General features: G+C 57.1%; 12 protein-coding genes. 8 read left to right on the forward strand and 4 right to left on the reverse strand.

Annotation, left to right across the window (positions count from 1 at the left end; genetic code table 11):
• Positions 1 to 47: 47 nt before the first annotated feature.
• Positions 48 to 1364: a nucleotide sugar dehydrogenase gene (locus C4J92_RS05180; protein ID WP_124361395.1), complete on the reverse strand. Its 1317-nt coding sequence runs from the start codon at positions 1362 to 1364 to the stop codon at positions 48 to 50.
• 876 nt (positions 1365 to 2240) lie between these two features.
• Positions 2241 to 3020, reverse strand: a complete 780-nt coding sequence (gene yaaA, locus C4J92_RS05185) for a peroxide stress protein YaaA (RefSeq protein ID WP_124403145.1) — start codon at positions 3018 to 3020, stop codon at positions 2241 to 2243.
• 132 nt (positions 3021 to 3152) lie between these two features.
• Between yaaA and C4J92_RS05190 the strand changes: the two genes are divergently transcribed.
• The 7 genes from C4J92_RS05190 to C4J92_RS05220 all read left to right on the forward strand — a co-directional run bounded on the left by C4J92_RS05190 (position 3153) and on the right by C4J92_RS05220 (position 14368).
• Positions 3153 to 4277: a polysaccharide deacetylase family protein gene (locus C4J92_RS05190; RefSeq protein ID WP_124403146.1), complete on the forward strand. Its 1125-nt coding sequence runs from the start codon at positions 3153 to 3155 to the stop codon at positions 4275 to 4277.
• Positions 4278 to 4618: 341 nt separating this feature from the next.
• A complete protein-coding gene (locus C4J92_RS05195; protein WP_124403147.1) occupies positions 4619 to 6013 on the forward strand; it encodes a PhoH family protein in 1395 nt (464 codons plus the stop codon).
• A 144-nt stretch (positions 6014 to 6157) separates the two neighbouring features.
• Positions 6158 to 6631, forward strand: a complete 474-nt coding sequence (gene moaC, locus C4J92_RS05200; protein WP_124403148.1) for a cyclic pyranopterin monophosphate synthase MoaC — start codon at positions 6158 to 6160, stop codon at positions 6629 to 6631.
• A complete protein-coding gene (moaD, locus tag C4J92_RS05205; RefSeq protein WP_124403149.1) occupies positions 6628 to 6870 on the forward strand; it encodes a molybdopterin converting factor subunit 1 in 243 nt (80 codons plus the stop codon). Before moaC ends, moaD begins: the two co-directional genes overlap by 4 nt.
• Before the next feature lie 2 nt (positions 6871 to 6872).
• Positions 6873 to 7325, forward strand: a complete 453-nt coding sequence (moaE, locus tag C4J92_RS05210) for a molybdopterin synthase catalytic subunit MoaE (protein WP_124369716.1) — start codon at positions 6873 to 6875, stop codon at positions 7323 to 7325.
• Positions 7326 to 7567: 242 nt separating this feature from the next.
• On the forward strand, positions 7568 to 9541 hold the full coding sequence (locus C4J92_RS05215; RefSeq protein WP_124403150.1) for a hypothetical protein: 1974 nt from the start codon (positions 7568 to 7570) through the stop codon (positions 9539 to 9541).
• Positions 9542 to 9580: 39 nt separating this feature from the next.
• Entirely contained in the window at positions 9581 to 14368 is a 4788-nt protein-coding gene (locus C4J92_RS05220; protein WP_124403151.1) for an RHS repeat domain-containing protein, read from the forward strand.
• Between the two features lie 61 nt (positions 14369 to 14429).
• On the opposite strand, the gene rhlB is transcribed toward C4J92_RS05220, so the two are convergent.
• Both rhlB and C4J92_RS05230 read right to left on the reverse strand, forming a co-directional pair.
• On the reverse strand, positions 14430 to 15896 hold the full coding sequence (gene rhlB, locus C4J92_RS05225) for an ATP-dependent RNA helicase RhlB (protein ID WP_124403152.1): 1467 nt from the start codon (positions 15894 to 15896) through the stop codon (positions 14430 to 14432).
• Positions 15897 to 15991: 95 nt separating this feature from the next.
• Positions 15992 to 16648 carry an alpha/beta hydrolase gene (locus C4J92_RS05230; protein ID WP_124403153.1) on the reverse strand — a complete coding sequence of 219 codons (657 nt, stop codon included), beginning with the start codon at positions 16646 to 16648 and terminating at the stop codon, positions 15992 to 15994.
• 345 nt (positions 16649 to 16993) lie between these two features.
• Here C4J92_RS05230 and C4J92_RS05235 point away from each other — a divergent pair, with 345 nt between their 5' ends.
• Positions 16994 to 18025 (forward strand): amino acid ABC transporter substrate-binding protein, encoded by a 1032-nt coding sequence (locus tag C4J92_RS05235; protein ID WP_048723770.1) that lies wholly within the window; start codon positions 16994 to 16996, stop codon positions 18023 to 18025.
• Positions 18026 to 18079 lie beyond the last annotated feature (54 nt).

The raw sequence follows: 18079 nt of genomic DNA on the forward strand, positions 1-18079 counted from the left end.
AAGCGCTGGGGATAAAGCCACTTGCAGCCTGAAACTTGCCGTTGCTGTTACCAGCAAATACCTTCGGTACGGCCGCTTACGCTGGTGGCCTTGGACATGAAGCCCACCAGGTCGACCACTTGCTTGCCATCCGGGGCGTTGTGCGCCAGGGCACGGAATTTCTCGTCGCGGTTACCCAGGATGATCACGTCGGAGTTGTTGATCACTTCGTCGAAGTCCGAGTTGAGCAGGGACGACACGTGCGGGATCTTGCCTTCGATGTAGTCCTTGTTCGCACCGTGTACGCGGGCGTATTCGACGTTGCTGTCGTAGATGCTCAGGTCGTAACCCTTGCCGATCAGCATTTCCGCCAGTTCCACCAATGGGCTTTCGCGCAGGTCGTCGGTACCGGCCTTGAAGCTCAGGCCCAGCAGGGCGACTTTGCGTTTGTCGTGGCTGGAAACGATGTCGAAGGCGTTCTGCACCTGGGACTCGTTACTGCGCATCAGCGAGTTGAGCAGCGGCGCTTCCACGTCCAGGGAACCGGCGCGGTAGGTCAGGGCACGCACGTCTTTTGGCAGGCACGAGCCGCCGAACGCGAAGCCAGGGCGCATGTAGTACTGGGACAGGTTGAGGGTCTTGTCCTGGCAGACCACGTCCATCACTTCACGGCCATCGACGCCGACGGCCTTGGCGATGTTACCGATTTCGTTGGCGAAGGTGACTTTGGTGGCGTGCCACACGTTGCAGGTGTACTTGATCATCTCGGCGACAGCGATGTCTTTGCGGATGATCGGCGCGTCGAGTTCTTCGTACAGCGACTGCAGGACATCGCCGGAGGCTGTGTCAAATTCGCCGATAACCGTCATTGGCGGCTGGTCGTAGTCGGCGATGGCGGTGGATTCGCGCAGGAACTCCGGGTTGACCGCAACGCCGAAGTCGACGCCGGCTTTCTTGCCGGAGCAGTCTTCGAGGATCGGGATCACCACGTTGGCCACGGTGCCGGGCAGTACGGTGCTGCGCACCACGATGGTGTGGCGGGTGGTCTTGTCACGCAGGACAAAGCCGATCTCGCGGCATACCGATTCGATGTAGTTGAGTTCCAGGTCGCCGTTTTTCTTGCTCGGCGTGCCGACGCAAATCATCGACAAATCGGTATCGCGAATGGCTTCGGCGAAGTTGGTAGTGCCACGCAGCCGGCCCGTCTGGATACCCTGGCTCAACAGCTCGCCCAGACCCGGTTCAACGATCGGCGATTTGCCGGCGTTGATCAGGTCGATCTTTTCCTTGGAGATGTCTACGCCGACCACTTCGTGGCCACGGGCAGACAGGCAACCGGCACACACTGCGCCAACGTAACCCAAACCAAATATGCTGATGCGCATCGCAATTACCTCTGTATTTAAATCATGCCATTAGATGGCCGGAGTTCATGTTTGCAAGCGTCACTGATGCCGCGAAAGTTGGGCGAATAGACGCCGACTTACCGCGTGCAGGCATGTTGAATAACGAGTGACTAACTATTGCACTCAAGTTGTGCGCGACCAGGCCTTATTATTGGGGCTTGCCCTGAAATGCAGCCGGGCTCCCTTGGAGGAAGGCTCCGGCGCCGGTGCTGCAAGGTCTTGATGCAGGCAAAATGCCTTTTTTATCAATGCCTTGAGTGCATGCACGGCTCATTTAGGTCAGGCGCTGCCTTGGCCTGTAGGGGATAGCAATGCGTACTTATCGCCACCCTTAACTCGATCAGTTGATGTTGTGACCATAGAGTCAAAGTGTTCTGTGACAACTTGACTACTTCCGTTGGTCGTTATGTAAGTCATCTCTTACAGCAGCAGAGAATTTCGTTACCGGTGGTATGAGCGGTGCTTCAGGATGAAGTTCCTGGCCGCTCATCCTGTTTCCGGAAATTTTTTGAAATATTAGAGAAGATGGCACTGGTACTATAGTGATAGCACTTGCTATTTAGGCCAGTAGTTGTGGGGAGTTGGCACGTTGAGATAGTTTTGTGCCACTACTGTTTAAAAAAAGTGGTGCCACTACGAAAAAAACCGACGAGTGTCGAGTGAAGAAATTGTTAGAGTTGTGTCTGGATGTTTTTCTGACGCCAAATAAATGACGATTTCAGGTTTGAACACAAAACAAAATGTGGGAGGGGGCTTGCCCCCGATAGCGGTGTATCAGTCCCTGTAGAGGTGACTGTTGCATCGCCATCGGGGGCAAGCCCCCTCCCACAGTTGATACTCAGTGTGTTTAAGGCCTTATTCCGGTGCGTGATCGCGCAAAAACACCAGGTTGTCCGGCTTGGACTGCTCCGCATTGAAGCGATAACCCTGTGCATCGAACTGCTTGAGCCTGGCCGGGTCGTTGATCCGCTCTTGAATCACAAACCGGCTCATCATGCCCCGGGCTTTTTTCGCGTAGAAGCTGATGATCTTGTACTGGCCGTTCTTCAGGTCCTTGAACTCGGTGTTGATGATGCGGGCATTCAGGGCCGTGCGCTTGACCGCCGAGAAATACTCGTTGGACGCCAGGTTGAGCAGCACATCGTCACCTTGTTCGGCCAGCGCCTCATTGAGCCACTCGCTGATGCGCGTGCCCCAGAAGGCATAGAGGTCCTTGCCACGGGCGTTGGCGAGTTTGGTGCCCATCTCCAGGCGATACGGCATCATCAGGTCCAGCGGGCGCAGCAGGCCGTACAGGCCGGAAAGCATGCGCAGGTGATCCTGGGCGTAGCTGAAGTCGGCGTCGCTGAAGGTTTCGGCGTTGAGGCCGGTGTATACGTCGCCCTTGAACGCCAGCAGCGCCTGTTTGGCATTGGCCGGCGTGAAAGCGGGCGTCCAGCTGCCGAAACGGGCGGCGTTGAGGCCACCGATCTTGTCCGACACGTGCATCAACTCGCTGATCTGCGCCGGGCTGAGTTCGCGCAGTTGCTCGATCAGTTCTTGGGAATGATCAAGGTATTGCGGCTGGGTGAAGCGCGGGGTTACCGGCTTGGACTCGAAATCGAGGGTCTTGGCGGGGGAAATCACCATCAGCATGAAGTTGGCTCCAGAAATCGTGGCGTGTAGCGTGGCTGCGATTCTAGGGGTTGGGGCGGTTTGACTCCACCTATGATGGCGATAGGCGCGATCCGCTATGATGGCCGGCAACTCTGGAGAGGGAGACCCCAAGTGCGATTAGCGTTTTTTGTGACGGCGTGCCTGTGGTGCCTGAACGTGCAGGCCGCGCCGGTTGATGTCGCCAGCCTCGACCGTGGCACCTGGCCGGAAAAACTCGGCAGCCCGGCGCTGTTCGATGTCGCCTCGCGTGCAGAAATCCTGATGTTTGCCCATGGCTTGATCCTCAGCGAAGCCCAGGACGAAACTGCGCTCAAGCAACGCCTGGGGCTTAAGATCATCAACCTGGCGGCCATCGACGACCTGCGCCGCCAGCTTTGGCAGCGTTTGCTGGAGAACTACACGTTTGCCCAGCAGAGCTGTGAGCAAGACGCCTCGTTCTGCTACCTGGTGGAAAACATGGACGACCTGCGCGAGCAGGCCGGCAAGTTCGAGGTCAGTGACAACTCTTTCTATATAGGCTGGGCCGCCCCCAGCCGGCAGTTCCATGGGCGCTATCTGGATGAACTGCTGCGCAAGGCCGCGCTGCTGCCGCAGATCAGCAGCGAAGTCGCGCGCTTCGGTGATCATGAACGCAATGGTGACGAGCTTAATGACCGGATGTTCCTGCTGACCTTCGACGGCGGGCCGGCACCGGTCGGTGGCAATACCGACTGGCTCGCCGACCACCTGCGCCAGCAAAAGATGAACGCTACGTTCTTCGCCCTCGGCAGCAGCCTGCAGACCCGTGTGGAACGCAGCTCGGCCGCCGATGTGCAGGCGCTGTACCAGGGGCAGTGCGTGGGCAGCCAGGGCTGGCAATATCGCTCTCACAGCCATTGGGTCGACTGGCAAGACTCGATCATCCGCAGCGCATCGTTGGTGCAGAACCTGCTGCCGGAAAACTATGTGCCGCTGTTCCGGCCGCCTTACGGGCAGCGCCGTGCGGACAGCCAGGGGTTCTTTCAGGCGCAAGGTCTGCAGGTGGCGTTGTGGGACATCGACTCCCAGGACGATCCGGGCAAGCTCAAGGCCGAGGAATCGGCGCAACGGGTGCTGACGCTGATGCTGTTGTGGCGCAAAGGGGTGATTGTGTTTCACGACACCCAGGACAAGGCGCGGTTGGCATTGCCGCTGCTGTTACAGGCAACGGCGCAAAGTGGCCTGGGTTGGCAGGAGTGTCGCGAGGCATTTCGCTGAAAATGCCCGGCCCTGTTGGGCGAGAAGCATTTTCGGGGTGATTTGCCGCGACATTTCGCAGCAGGCGGACTTCCGACTTTAACGGCCTGCCTGGCACTCGGCTAGTGCTATTCGTCATCCTGAAAAATAAACTTCAAAAAAGCGTCAAAGTGCTTTTTCCTGTCATGGGTTTTGCGGTATTACGAAGTCAGATCGCCGAACCCTGCAACACAGGTGGCGTCTTCCAAGACTCCTCATGTGGGCACCGCACTTGACGTCACTCAAGCTGCGGTCGGTGGTCGAATCGAGGCGCAGCACCGCCCAGGTATTGCGTCGACTGGCTCCCACAAAGGTGACCGAGTATGGATGATCATGGACGCACCCCTTCTTCCGACCAGCCAATCCTTTATGTGCTTGATACCAACGTACTGATTCACGATCCAAACGCACTGCTTAACTTTGAAGAACACCATGTCGCCATCCCGATGATCGTGCTGGAGGAGCTCGACAAACTCAAAAGCGGCCATCACAGCGTCGCCGCCGAATGCCGCCAGGCCATCCGCCTGATCGACAAGACCCTGGGTGAAGCCTCGCCCGAGGACGTTGAAGTCGGCGTGCCGATCCAGCGCGGCAAAAGCGGGCCCAAAGGTTTGCTGTCGATCCTGATGAGCAAGCGCAACGAGCCCAACAGCCTGCTGCCGGAAAACCTCAACGACAACAAGATCATCAACCAATTGGTCGACCTGCACGCGCGCGACAAGGACCTGCGCGTGGTGCTGGTGACCAAAGACATCAATATGCGCCTCAAGGCCCGAGCGTGTGGGATCGCGGCCGAGGACTACAGCACCGACCAACTGGTTGACGACGTGTCGATGTTGTCGCGCGGTTATCACATGATGACCGGCTCGTTCTGGGACCGCGTCAGCAAGGTCGAGACCCGCCAGGACCATGGCCGCACCTGGCACCAGGTCCAACTGATCGACAACCTGCCGGCCGTGCATATCAATGAATTCATCGTCGACGAACAGGGCTTCGTGGGTTGGATCAAAGAGATCCAGGTCGACAAGCTGCTGATCCTCGACCTGCATCAGGAACCCCTGTTGCACCAGGAAGCCTGGGGCCTGAAACCGCGCGATATCTACCAGAGCCTGGCGCTGTATGCGCTGCTCGACCCGGACATCCACCTGGTCAACCTGACCGGCGCCGCCGGCTCCGGCAAAACCATCCTGGCCCTGGCCGCCGCTATCGAACAGACCATGGTGACCAAGCGCTATCGTCGCATCATCGCCACCCGTAGCGTGCAGGGCCTGGACCAGGAAATCGGTTTCCTGCCCGGCACCGAAGCGGAAAAAATGGAGCCATGGCTGGGGGCGATCACCGACAACCTCGAAGCCTTGCACATGGATGACGAAAACACCCATGGCAGCGTCGACTACATCCTCAGCAAAGTGCCGTTGCAGTTCAAATCCCTTAACTACATCCGAGGCCGCAGCTTCCAGCAAAGCCTGATCCTGATCGATGAATGCCAGAACCTCACCCCGCACCAGATGAAAACCATCATCACCCGTGCCGGCGCCGGTTCCAAAGTGGTGTGCCTGGGCAACCTGGCACAGATCGACACCCCTTACCTGTCCGCGACCAGCTCCGGGCTGACCTACCTGACGGAACGCTTCAAAGACTTCCCGAACGGCGTGCACATCGCGCTGCAAGGGGTGCCACGTTCGATCCTGGCCGAATACGCAGAGTCGCATCTGTAACCATTCCTGTAGGAGCGAGCTTGCTCGCGAAGAACGTTAACGATAACGCGGGGCATCTGCTGCCCCGCGTTGTTCTCTGGTTTTTCGCGAGCAAGCTCGCTCCTACAAGGTTTACAATCGGTGCTCCTGATCAGGAGTATCGCTGTGCTGACTCATCTAGATTCCCAAGGTCGCGCCCACATGGTCGACGTCACCGACAAAGCCGTGACGTTCCGTGAAGCGGTGGCCGAAGCGCGGGTGCGCATGTTGCCCGAAACCCTGCAAATGATTGTCGACGGCGCCCACCCCAAGGGCGACGTGTTCGCCGTGGCCCGCATCGCCGGGATCCAGGCGGCAAAAAAAACCAGCGACCTGATCCCCCTGTGCCACCCATTGATGCTTACCGGCGTCAAGGTCGAACTGCGTGCCGACGGTGCCGACGCCGTGTACATCCTGGCGCGCTGCAAACTCTCCGGCCAGACCGGCGTGGAGATGGAGGCGCTGACCGCCGCCAGCGTCGCGGCGCTGACGATCTACGACATGTGCAAGGCCGTGGACCGGGGCATGACAATCGAAAGTATTCGCCTGCTGGAAAAGCTTGGCGGTAAAAGCGGGCATTTCAAGGCGGACCAGGCATGAGCATCAACGTATTGTTTTTTGCGCGTTACAGCGAAGCGATTGGCCTGGATTCGCTGGAGATGGAAGGCGACTTCGCGACGGTCGACGCCGTGCGCCAAGCGTTGGCGGTTGAGCCGGACTTTAAAGTGCTCAACGAAACCAGCCTGATGTGTGCTCGCAATCAGGAGCTGTGCTCCCTCGACGAGCCGTTGCAGGCCGGTGATGAAGTCGCCTTTTTCCCACCCGTGACCGGAGGCTGAACATGGCCATTCGTGTGCAGGTCGAAGCCTTTGATCCCGGCGCCGAAGTCAACGCGATGCATGCGGCCAATGTGGGCGTGGGCGCGGTGGTGAGCTTTGTCGGCTATGTGCGCGATTTCAATGATGGCCGCGAAGTGGCGGGGATGTTCCTGGAGCATTATCCCGGCATGACCGAAAAGGCCCTGGCAAAGATCGCTGTCGAGGCCGAGCAACGCTGGCCGCTGCTCAAATTGGAGGTGCTGCACCGCATCGGTGCCCTGGAACCCGGCGAGCCCATTGTCTTTGTAGCCGCCGCCAGTGCCCACCGCCAGGCCGCATTCGATGCCTGTGCATTTGTGATGGACTACCTGAAGACCCGCGCGCCGTTCTGGAAGAAGGAAAACACCAGTGAAGGGCCGCGCTGGGTGGAAGGGCGGGACAGTGATCATGTGGCGGCGGATCGTTGGAAAGCCTGACTGTTCATCAATCGGTGGCGCTTGCATAAATAAGTAGCCATCGCTGGTATTAATGATTATTAAACCTTATTAACTTATTTCGATTTAATCTACCTGACTGTCAGCTCTGACAGTTACCTCATTTAATTTACTGATCTCTAATCTTCTTACGCATCCGGCATTTAAGTGCGTGATGTTTTTCAGGTCGAAATGATTTTTGACCCGTCTTTGTACATCAGTGGACATTGATTTTGGAGAGCAAGATGATCAGACAATCAAAAAATATGAGGCTTTCACATTTCAAAGTCAGGTTTGCTGATGGTGCCGATTCTACGGATGCGTTATATGCCAATGGGCAGCATCAGCTTGAAGTTGTCGTTGAGGTTTTAAAGGAGGTTGTCGGGAGAGTCGGTAACTGGGTTAATACACCTTTAACAGATAGCGAGCGTGCGAGTGTAACAATCGTACCTGTGCCTACCGCGCATAATGTGAGCAGAGCGGTTGGGTGGAGTTGTGATACGGAAAAAAACGAATATGAACCGGGACTCTGGAATCGTACAGGGGAAGAGCAGGCCGAGCGTGCGCCAAGAAATATTATTGTTGACCCGCGTATCGAGATTGTTAGTCGCTATATGCGTCTTGAGGAAAACAAATATCTCGAGCCTATCCAGTTTATGGCGACAATTGTGTTGGACGGTGAGAGTGTCACTAATAGCTATTCTGAATACTCGACGGATTTTAAATCGTCGGTCTTTGTTGTACCCACCCTTCCACCTACGTTGCTTTCTACAGATCTCCAGCAAACGGTCGATTATGATGCTCTCACTGTGGATAATGCTGTCGATGTAGATGTGTACACCTGGGAAGGTACAAATGGCCTGCGCTTCGTTCATAACTATGGGTTGGTCAGTCCTTTGAATGTGCAAAATGAGGGGGATCTGTTTCAAACTGCCTATGGTTTTTCGGGGATTTTTAAAGGAGGGGTTTTCAAGGAGACAAGTGCATCAATTTGGACTTTAAATGACCTTCACAAGCAGCTTCCTGCAGTGCCGCCGGGTTCGGATCCGACTATCCGGCGAAAAAATAGTAGTGTCATGAGTGCCGCTAAACTTACTGCGTCGATACCCGGGCTTCCGAATCGTGACTCGGAATCTAATTGGCTGCTGCGTGATAACTTCGGTACGACTCATGCATTCCAAATTTCGCCGTATGAGGGTGGCAACCGCCTGAGTGTAGAGCCCGCTCAATTAGCAAGGCGACCTAAACACTTGCGAATCACCCTGACCAATGGCCAGGATTATACTGAGGCGCAGTATGCCAATGGCTTGCATCAATGCAAAGTTGTGATTGAGGTGAGCGTGGAGCGGCAAAGGGAGGATGGTCTGTGGGAAGAGACATTCCTGCGCGAAGGCGAGAGAGTCAGTGCAACGATTACGCTTTATTCGAAAGATGTGAACCAGCCGCTACCGGCAGGGTGGACATGCGATGATTCGCGAAACATCTATGAGGTCGGACTTTGGAATCGAAATTTAGAAAGTATAGAGGCAGATCAAACTGCGCTGCAGGAGACAGTGGCACCGAGTGCTATAGAGACAATTGATCGTTATATGCGTTTGGATACCGGTGCTTCAATTGAAAGTCGGAGGTTTATGGCCAGGATAGTTATAGGTGGCAAGGTTTATACCACCAATTTTTCTGCGGCCGACGTTAACTTTGACAGTTGGGTAAGTATTTCACCTCGGCGGCCTTATCGAGTGAGAGTTGCTGATCTTGTTTGTACTGTGGATCATGCGTATTGGGATAGCGGTAGGAATACGGACATTGATATCTGGTATTGGCTGCCCCCGTCCGGTTTGAAGTTTGTTTCCAATAAGGGACTGGATACGCCCTTGCGGATCGCTAGTGAAGGAACTGTGTTCCAGACTACGCAGGCCTATAAAGGCTCTGGGCTGTCTAGAAAGATCGGTATGGTTGTGGGGCGCGATCAGGAGAACCCGCTTGTCACTCTTGTGATGTTGCACCAGGACTTGCCAGAGCTGGATGATAATTATAATCGAGTCATACCATTTAACCGAGTAAATACGATTATGCGTGCGACATGGCTTTCCACCAGTAAGCATATCGCTGTGGGACAGGTCTTTTCACCTTGGCGTCTGTTGGATAATTATGGTTGCACGCATTCATTTGCGTTACGGCATAGCGCGCAAAATATTGAACTTTTGGACTATGATGACTGATTTAATTATCGCAGCTACTCTTTAGGCCAGGAGCTTGATATGAATATCTATTCCAATGCATTTAATTTTTCCTCGTACTTGAACGGTTCAGTCGACCCGCGTACAGGGCAATATGGATGCCAGATCAGTTTGGCGCAATTATCTCCTCAGGGTCCTATCGAAGTCAGTCGCAGCATTGTTTTATCATTCTCAGTACTCAGCTCCGAAAGTGCGCCGTATGGGGTGGGTTGGCGGTTGAGTAATACGCAGTTTGATCTCTCAAACGCCCAACTTACCTTGCTCAGTGGCGAGCGGTTTAAGGCACAAGGTATGCCTTCAGTTGGCGGCGTGATGGTGTTCAAAGATCGAAAACTTAAAGATCTGGTAGTAAGACGCACAGATGAAACCACGCTTCATGTGATTTATCGGGATGGCACTGTCGAAGTTTTGCAGCGTACCAGTAGCACGCTCCCTTATCGGATCACTTCCATACGATTTGAAAATGGTGAAGTGTTCACCTTCCGCTACGCCGCGGGCGGCGCTCTTGAGCGGGTTCTCAATCACAAGCAGGAAGAGTTGCTGGTGCTGACTTATGCAAGTGGAGCTCTGCAAACGGCTGATGCGCGGGTGGAGGGTGGTCGTTACGCACGTATGCGGTTTACTCAGACCAATGGTCGCCTCACAGGTGTTACCGCACCTTATGACCGTAGTGGCCCGCCTGGGGTCGCGGCCTATCAATTTACCTACAGGACACCGTTTCGTAACGGCCTGGTGGCAATCGAGCGGATGCAACTGCCTATGGGTGGGGATGAGCGGATCAGCTACACCGAGAACGGCCATCAATATGGCAATAACCAGTTCATTCCCAGAGTGTCCAGTTGGTCGCAAACCCCAGGTGCCAATCAACCTCCCATGATCCGGACTTATAGTTATAGTTCTGGCACAAACTTTACCGGCTTCCCCTATTCCGGTGGTTTTAATGAAGGGGAGGACAATCTGTATCTGATTGGCGGCGCTTATGACTATTGGACTGAGGAGCAAGCCATCGACTCGGCAAATGACAATGCCGTGCTGACTGTTACCCGTACCACCTACAACAAGTTCCACCTGCTGACCGAAGAATCAGTACTGCGTGAAGGTACGCGGGCCAAGACTACCATCGCCTATAACGTGATCCCCGGCCTGTTCCCCGCCCAGCCCCCCAACCTCCAACTGCCGAAAACCATCACCAAGCGCTATGAACTGGTGGCCGGTGGCACGGCGCGTGAAGAAATCCAGCAGATCGAGACAGACGACTACGGCAACGAACTGAGCCGCACCGAAGCCTCCGGGATACGCAACGAATACACCTATTACCCGATTACCGGCGAGAGCGGCAAGTGCCCGGCTGACCCCCATAATTTATTCCCGCGCTACCTCAAGCAAGAGCGCCTCATACCTGTGGGAGGCACGCCTGCACCCGTGCTCACGGAGTACACCTATACCCGCGTGCCGCAGACGGGCAGCAGTTACTTTGTTCTGCAGCAGTCGAGCAGCCAGGCCGGCGGGCTCACGATGCAGCAAAGCTACTACGAAACCCCCGGCGAGTTGGCTGGCCGGCTGAAGAGCAGCACCAGTACGGTCGAGGGGCAGGTATTGGTCAGTGATTTCAGTTACACCATTACAGATGACAACCTTGTGGAAACCCGACGCCTGACGGGGCGCGAGGGGCAGTGGCTTGAGGCGGTGCGAACGCTGTCGCTGGTCAATCGACGCCTGCTGTCGATGGTGCGAGACGGTGGCAGCACCCTGGCCCTGGCGTTTGATGTCAGCGGCCGGCTGATCGAAGAAACGGTTTCCCCCGGAAAACCGCAGCAAGCGAGTCGACGTTATGCCTACCATTTTGCAACGCAGGATAAACGTGCCCATCTGATCACCACGGATGCACAAGGTAACAAGGCCATTACCTACTTCGACGGCGCTGGTCGTCAGGTATCCGAGGCTCAACTGATTGGCGCGAACCAGGACCAGGAGCGTGCCACTGCAACGTGGCGGTATGACGCGCTTGGGCAAACCGTGGAGACGGTCAATTTCGATTACCTGGCCGACCGACAGATTTCACTGAGGAGCACCCATTCCTACAACCGTTGGGGCAATGCCAGCCGCGTGGCTCGTTCCAATGGCCGCGTCGAGATCAATGAGTACGACCCGCTGCTGAATCAAACAGAGGAAGGCTTTGCAGGCGGTGAGCGGCTGGTGAGCTATTTCAATGCGCATAACCAGCCGATAAAGGTGGAACGGCTGGACGCCAATAATAATAAAGTCGAAGTGGAGTCGCGCACCTACGATGGCCTGGGCCGATGTCTGTCGGTACTGGACGTCAACAAAAACAGTACTGAATTTGCCTACGATACGTTTGGCCGACTGCAGACGGTTCTTCAAAAACCGGTAGATGGTACCCCGCAGCGGCTGCGCAAAACGGACTATGCCCCAGGTACCAGCGCTGAACTGACCACTGCGATTACAGTCGACGGCAGGCGGCTGGGAACGCGCACTTACGACAGCCTGGGCCGAATGACCAGCCAGGCGCGAGGGACGGGCCAGGCTACGACCTGGGAGTATGAGGCGGGGTGGATCGAGCCGATCGCCATGGTGTCCCCCCGTGGAGTTCGTCAGAGCCTGACCTATGACAAGGAGTTGGATGTAGCGAGTCAGATTGAGATGACAGGGCTCCCCGTGAGCACCTATCGGCATGATCCGATTAGCGGCGCGTTGACCCGTTCGCAGACCAATGGCCTGATCCATGAGGTCTTTCTGGATGCCAACGGCCATCCCGAAAAGGACGTTCAAACCGCCAGCGGCACCACCTTGACCGCGCAGTACAGCTATTCCCCGGCAAGGCGCCTGCTTCATCAAACGGCGGCCGATGGCCAGAGCAGCCTACTTGAGTACGATACCCACGGACGATTCTCCCGAATGACCACCGGGCCCATGGTCATTGAACAGTCCTACGATACGTTGGGCCGGCCCGAAAGCCTGACCACCGCCTATGACAGTACGCGAGTCGTTACCAAGGTGTCCTACGATTCGCTGGGGCGGGAAGCCGAGCGCCGCTTTGAGCAAAACGGCGCGCTGTTGCGGGTGATGAGCAGCACGTATCACACCAACAGTATGTTGGCGACCCGGTTCCTTCGGAATGCGAGTTCACAGGTGGTGATCGGTGAAACCTTCACCTACGATGCCTACCTGCGGCTTAAGACCTATCGCTGTGAAGGCCTTGAACATCCCAAGGATCGACTGGGGCGTGCCATCACCGGGCAAGACTTCAGCTTTGATAACCTCAATAACATCACACGGGTAGTGACCACTTTTGCCGATGGCACCCAAGATACGTGCGAGCGTTTTTTCACCGGCGCTGACCCCACCCAACTGACCCGCCTGACTCACACGCTTCCGGTACAGAATTTCACAGCGGCCTATGATGCCGCCGGCAACTTGCAGACGAGTCCCGCAGGCCAGGCCTATACCTATGATGGTTTCGAGCAACTGACCGCTGTGCAGGCCAATGCCTTCAATTACAGCTATCAGTACGATGCCGAAGCCCGGCAGGTCGTCGCGTCTCGCGGCAATGAACCGCCCGTCATGCTGGCATACGCCGGGGACCGCCTCGATACCCTGGTTGAAGGCAGCAGGAAGATTCGCTACTTCGACGGTGCGGACCAGGTGATGGCGCGCACTGGCGGGGTGGAAGGCCCGCAATTGCATATGAACGATGCCGCCGGCAGCGTCCGCGGGATTTCGTCCCAGGGCCAGGCACCTGTGGGTCGCCACTACACGCCTTATGGTGATACGCAGATCCCTCTGGATGACGGTAAACCCCGCACCATGGCCGATGTGCAACTGCCTGCATTCAACGGCCAGCGGCTGGATGCGGCGATCAACCTGTATTTCCTTGGCAACGGTCAGCGTGCCTACGATCCAGACTTGATGATGTTCTTGCAGCCCGATCCGTTGAGTCCGTTTGATGAGGGAGGGATCAACAGCTACGCCTATTGTGCCGGTAACCCGATTAACCTGATGGACCCCAGCGGGTTGTGGCCAACTTGGCTGAAGTGGACGTTGACCGGATTGGGGCTCGCGCTTTCAATCGTGACGTTGGGGTTTGCGACGCCTGCATTTTTCGGAGCGGTGGCGGCTTATGCGGGCTGGACAGTGGGGGTGACCGTTACGGGGATTGCAGTTGCCTCCAAGGCGGCGCTGTTCACTACTGCGACGTTGGGCGTTATCGCTGGAACGCTGAGTACTGCGGCATTGAGTATTGCCGAGGTTGACAAAAAAATGGGTTGGGATCGTTCGAAACACATCCAAAACCTGGGATGGGCATCTTTCGCGTTTTCTATCGCGTCATGGGTAGTCAGCTTCGGGGGGGCTTATACATCGGCAAGTATGGCCTACAGCAACGCCTTGAAAACCGCAGCAGCCAAGGGCGTTGCCGGGAGCACCGCCTTTTTTAAAGCCCCGCTGGGGAGCGGTCTGCTAGCGGCTGGCAAGCGCATGGTAGGCCTGACCTATAGGTTTACCGATAAACAGGGTATTACCATCCGCAGCCAGTTTTTCGGTGGCTTTCGTTTCATATTGAGACTCGTCAACTTTTACCGGGCGGTAGAGGCCAGAATCAAAGCAACATCGGCAGAGTCCGCTCCTGACTCTGCCGAATCGGGCGCCTCTGAGTCGGCCCAGCCCCAGATGCAAGCAACAAGCAGTCGCTTGCTGGACATACTGACCAGCACTGCCGGTTACTACCAGGAATTCAGAGACGAGGCATCGCGCGTTCGCCAGCCCATCATGGGGGAGTTGTATCGGGGGTAGTGCCAGCGTTTGCCTGCGTCGCGCCCCTGTGGAGCGAGTTCGCTCCACAGGGGCGTGTTCCTTACGGGTGCTTACGTTCCACAGCCCGCAACAGATGCGTCGGTGGCGTCTCGCAACTGATCTTGCGCCCCAGCAGCGTCTCGATCGACGGCAGCTGATACGAGTCATCTTCCCCGGCAAAGCTGATCGAAACGCCCGCCGCACCCGCACGGCCGGTGCGGCCAATGCGGTGCACATAGTCGTCCGGCATTTCCGGCAGGGTGAAGTTGATCACGTGGCTGATGCCGTCGATATGAATCCCGCGGCCCGCCACATCGGTGGCCACCAGCACGCGGATCTTGCCTTCGCGAAAGCCTTCCAGGGTCTTGATGCGCTTGTGCTGCGGCACATCGCCCGACAGTTGCGCGGCGTTGACGCCATCACGCACCAGGCGCTCTTCGATGCGGCGCACTTCGTCCTTGCGGTTGGCAAATACCATCACCCGCTCCCAACCGTTGTCGTTGATCAGGTTGTAGAGCAGCTTGTACTTGTCGGCACCGGCGACGGCGTAGATGTGTTGCTCGACGTTTTCGCTGGCGACGTTGAGTGCTTCGATCTCGACGATGGACGGGTCGGTGGTCCACTGCTTGGCGAGGTTCATCACGTCTTCGGTGAAGGTCGCGGAGAACAGCAGGGTCTGGCGCTCGGCCTTTGGCGGGGTCTGGCGAATGATCTGACGCACCTGCGGGATAAAACCCATGTCGAGCATGCGGTCGGCTTCGTCCAGCACCATCACTTCGACCATGTCCAGGTGCACGTCGCCGCGCTGGTTGAAGTCGAGCAGGCGGCCTGGGGTCGCGACGAGGATGTCGCAATGACGGGCCTCGAGGTGCTTGAGCTGTTTGTCGAAGTCCATGCCGCCGACGAACGTCATCACGTTGAGGCCGGTGTACTTGGTCAAGTCGGCAGCGTCTTTGGCGATCTGCACCACCAGCTCCCGGGTAGGGGCGATGATCAGCGCGCGCGGCTCGCCCATGTAGCGCTCTTTCGGCGGCGGTGTCTGCAGCAGTTGGGTGATGATCGAGATCAGGAACGCGGCGGTCTTGCCGGTGCCGGTCTGGGCACGGCCGATAGCGTCTTTGCCGGCGAGGGTGAAGCCCAGCACCTGCGCCTGGATCGGCGTGCAGTACGGGAAGCCCAGGTCCTGGATGGCGTGCATCAGTTCCGGGGCCAGGTTGAAGTCATGGAAGCGGGTTTTGCCTTCCTGGGGCTCGACGACGAAGTCTCCAAGTTTCCACGGCGTCACGGGCGGCTTGGGCGCGCGTTCGCGGCGTGGTTTGGCGACAGGCACGGCGAGGATCTCTGCGGGCTCGGCCTGTTCGGGCGGCGTCACCGAGGCTGTTTTCGGTGCGGCGGCAGGTACGATCCGCTCGGGCTGCCTAGCGTCATTGCGGTTGCCGGGCTTGGGAGCGGGAGCACTGGGAACAGGCGCGAGCGGCTCAGCCTCGCTTTTGCCGAACATCTTCTTGAGTGCTTTGAGCACGGTCATCTCATTAATTGGTTAAGGAATGTACGCCGGCCAGTGTAATGCAAGAATCGGGCGCGGCGTAGTGCGTCTGTCATACAACTACATCAACGCGGGTTTCAGCGCAGGCGCTCGGTCAGCCAAGTGCCGATATCGCGTATCTCTTCGGGTAACACTTCGTGGCCCATTGGGTATTCCTGCCATGTCACGGTGACACTACGGTGCTTTAAATGCTCGTAGGCGCTGCGGCCCATGGCGTTTTGCACCACCTCGTCATACTGGCCATGCAGGCACAGGACAGGGATGCGTTGCTGGCTGGCGGATAATTCCAGCTCATCGTCGAAGGTTGGCGCATAAGTGGAGAGGGCGATCACGCCACCCAGCGGGCCCTGCCACTGTTTAAACGCAGTGTGGAAAACCACTGCGCCGCCCTGGGAAAAGCCCGCCAGGAAAACCCGCGAAGCGTCTATCCCGGTTCTCTTCTGCGCCTCGATCAAATCCGTGACCATTGTGGTCGACGCTTCCAGTTCTTCCAGGCTGATGGAACGGGCCGGGCTCATGGCCCTGATGTCGTACCAACTCGGCATCTCGTAGCCACCATTGATCGTCACCGCACGGGTGGGCGCCTGGGGCAAAACGAAGCGGGTGGTCAGTAAAGTTTGCTGCAGCATTTCGGCTACCGGCAGGAAGTCGTAGCGGTCGGCGCCCAGGCCATGCAGCCAGATAACACAGGCATCTGCGGGCTTGGCGGGCTCAAGTATCAAGGGTTCGGTCATGTCTGCTCCATAGCTGTGCGGGCGCTCCGATTAAGTGCGTCGGAACGGTGCGCGACAGGTTGATCTGTTAAGAGAATGTCGCAAGGGTGAATCTTTTGCCATTGAACATCGCCGTCAGCGGCTCAGCCAGCACTCTGGTACGGGCCTTGCTATGTGTAGGTCGATGTCAGAACTCTCCTAGGGCGGTAACACTATCAGTGACTGCCGCTTGTGGGAAAGCAACTGGAATTACCGCAAAAATCTCATGCTGCTCGACCCCAAAAAAAGCCAACACGGGTCGATATCGCCTCATAAGGGTGCGCTGAGGTTGGAGCTCCGACACAACAAGAGCAACTGGAGGTTTGAATGAAGGTATTGAAATCCACCCTGGCCATCGTGACCGCGGCCGCTGTATTGGGTGTCAGTGGTTTTGCCCAAGCTGGCGCCACCCTGGATGCCGTGCAGAAGAAAGGCTTCGTGCAGTGTGGCGTGAGTGACGGCCTGCCGGGTTTCTCGGTGCCGGATGCCAGCGGCAAGATCCTCGGGATCGACGCTGACGTGTGCCGCGCCGTGGCCGCCGCCGTTTTCGGTGACGCAACCAAGGTCAAGTTCAGCCAGTTGAACGCCAAGGAGCGTTTCACCGCGCTTCAATCGGGCGAAGTCGATATCCTGTCGCGCAACACCACCATGACCAGCTCCCGCGATGCGGGCATGGGCCTGAAATTCCCGGGCTTCATCACCTACTACGACGGCATTGGCTTCCTGGTTAACAACAAGCTGGGCGTGAAAAGCGCCAAGGAACTGGACGGTGCAACCATTTGCATCCAGGCCGGTACCACCACCGAGCTGAACGTTTCCGACTACTTCCGTGGCAACAACCTCAAATACACCCCGATCACCTTCGACACCTCCGATGAAAGCGCCAAGTCGCTGGAATCCGGGCGTTGCGACGTACTGACCTCCGACAAGTCCCAACTGTTCGCCCAGCGCAGCAAGCTGGCCGCGCCGAAGGACTACGTGGTTCTGCCGGAAACCATTTCCAAGGAACCGCTGGGCCCGGTCGTGCGTAATGGCGACGATGAGTGGCTGGCAATCGTGCGCTGGGTTGGCTACGCCATGCTCAACGCTGAAGAAGCCGGCATCACGTCGAAAAACGTCGAAGCTGAAGCCAAGTCCACCAAGAATCCGGACGTCGCACGTCTGCTCGGTGCTGACGGCGAATACGGCAAAGACCTGAAAGTGAAGAAAGACTGGGTCGTACAGATCGTCAAGCAAGTCGGTAACTACGGCGAAGTGTTCGAGCGCAACCTGGGCAAGAGCACCCCGCTGGAAATCGACCGTGGCCTGAACGCCCTGTGGAACGCCGGCGGCATTCAATACGCACCTCCTGTGCGCTGATCGCTGATGGTTCTGTCACCCGGTGGGCCAACCGCCGGGTGATGTTCTGTTCCA

The organism is Pseudomonas sp. R3-18-08, assembly GCF_003852065.1.
Lineage (GTDB): Bacteria > Pseudomonadota > Gammaproteobacteria > Pseudomonadales > Pseudomonadaceae > Aquipseudomonas.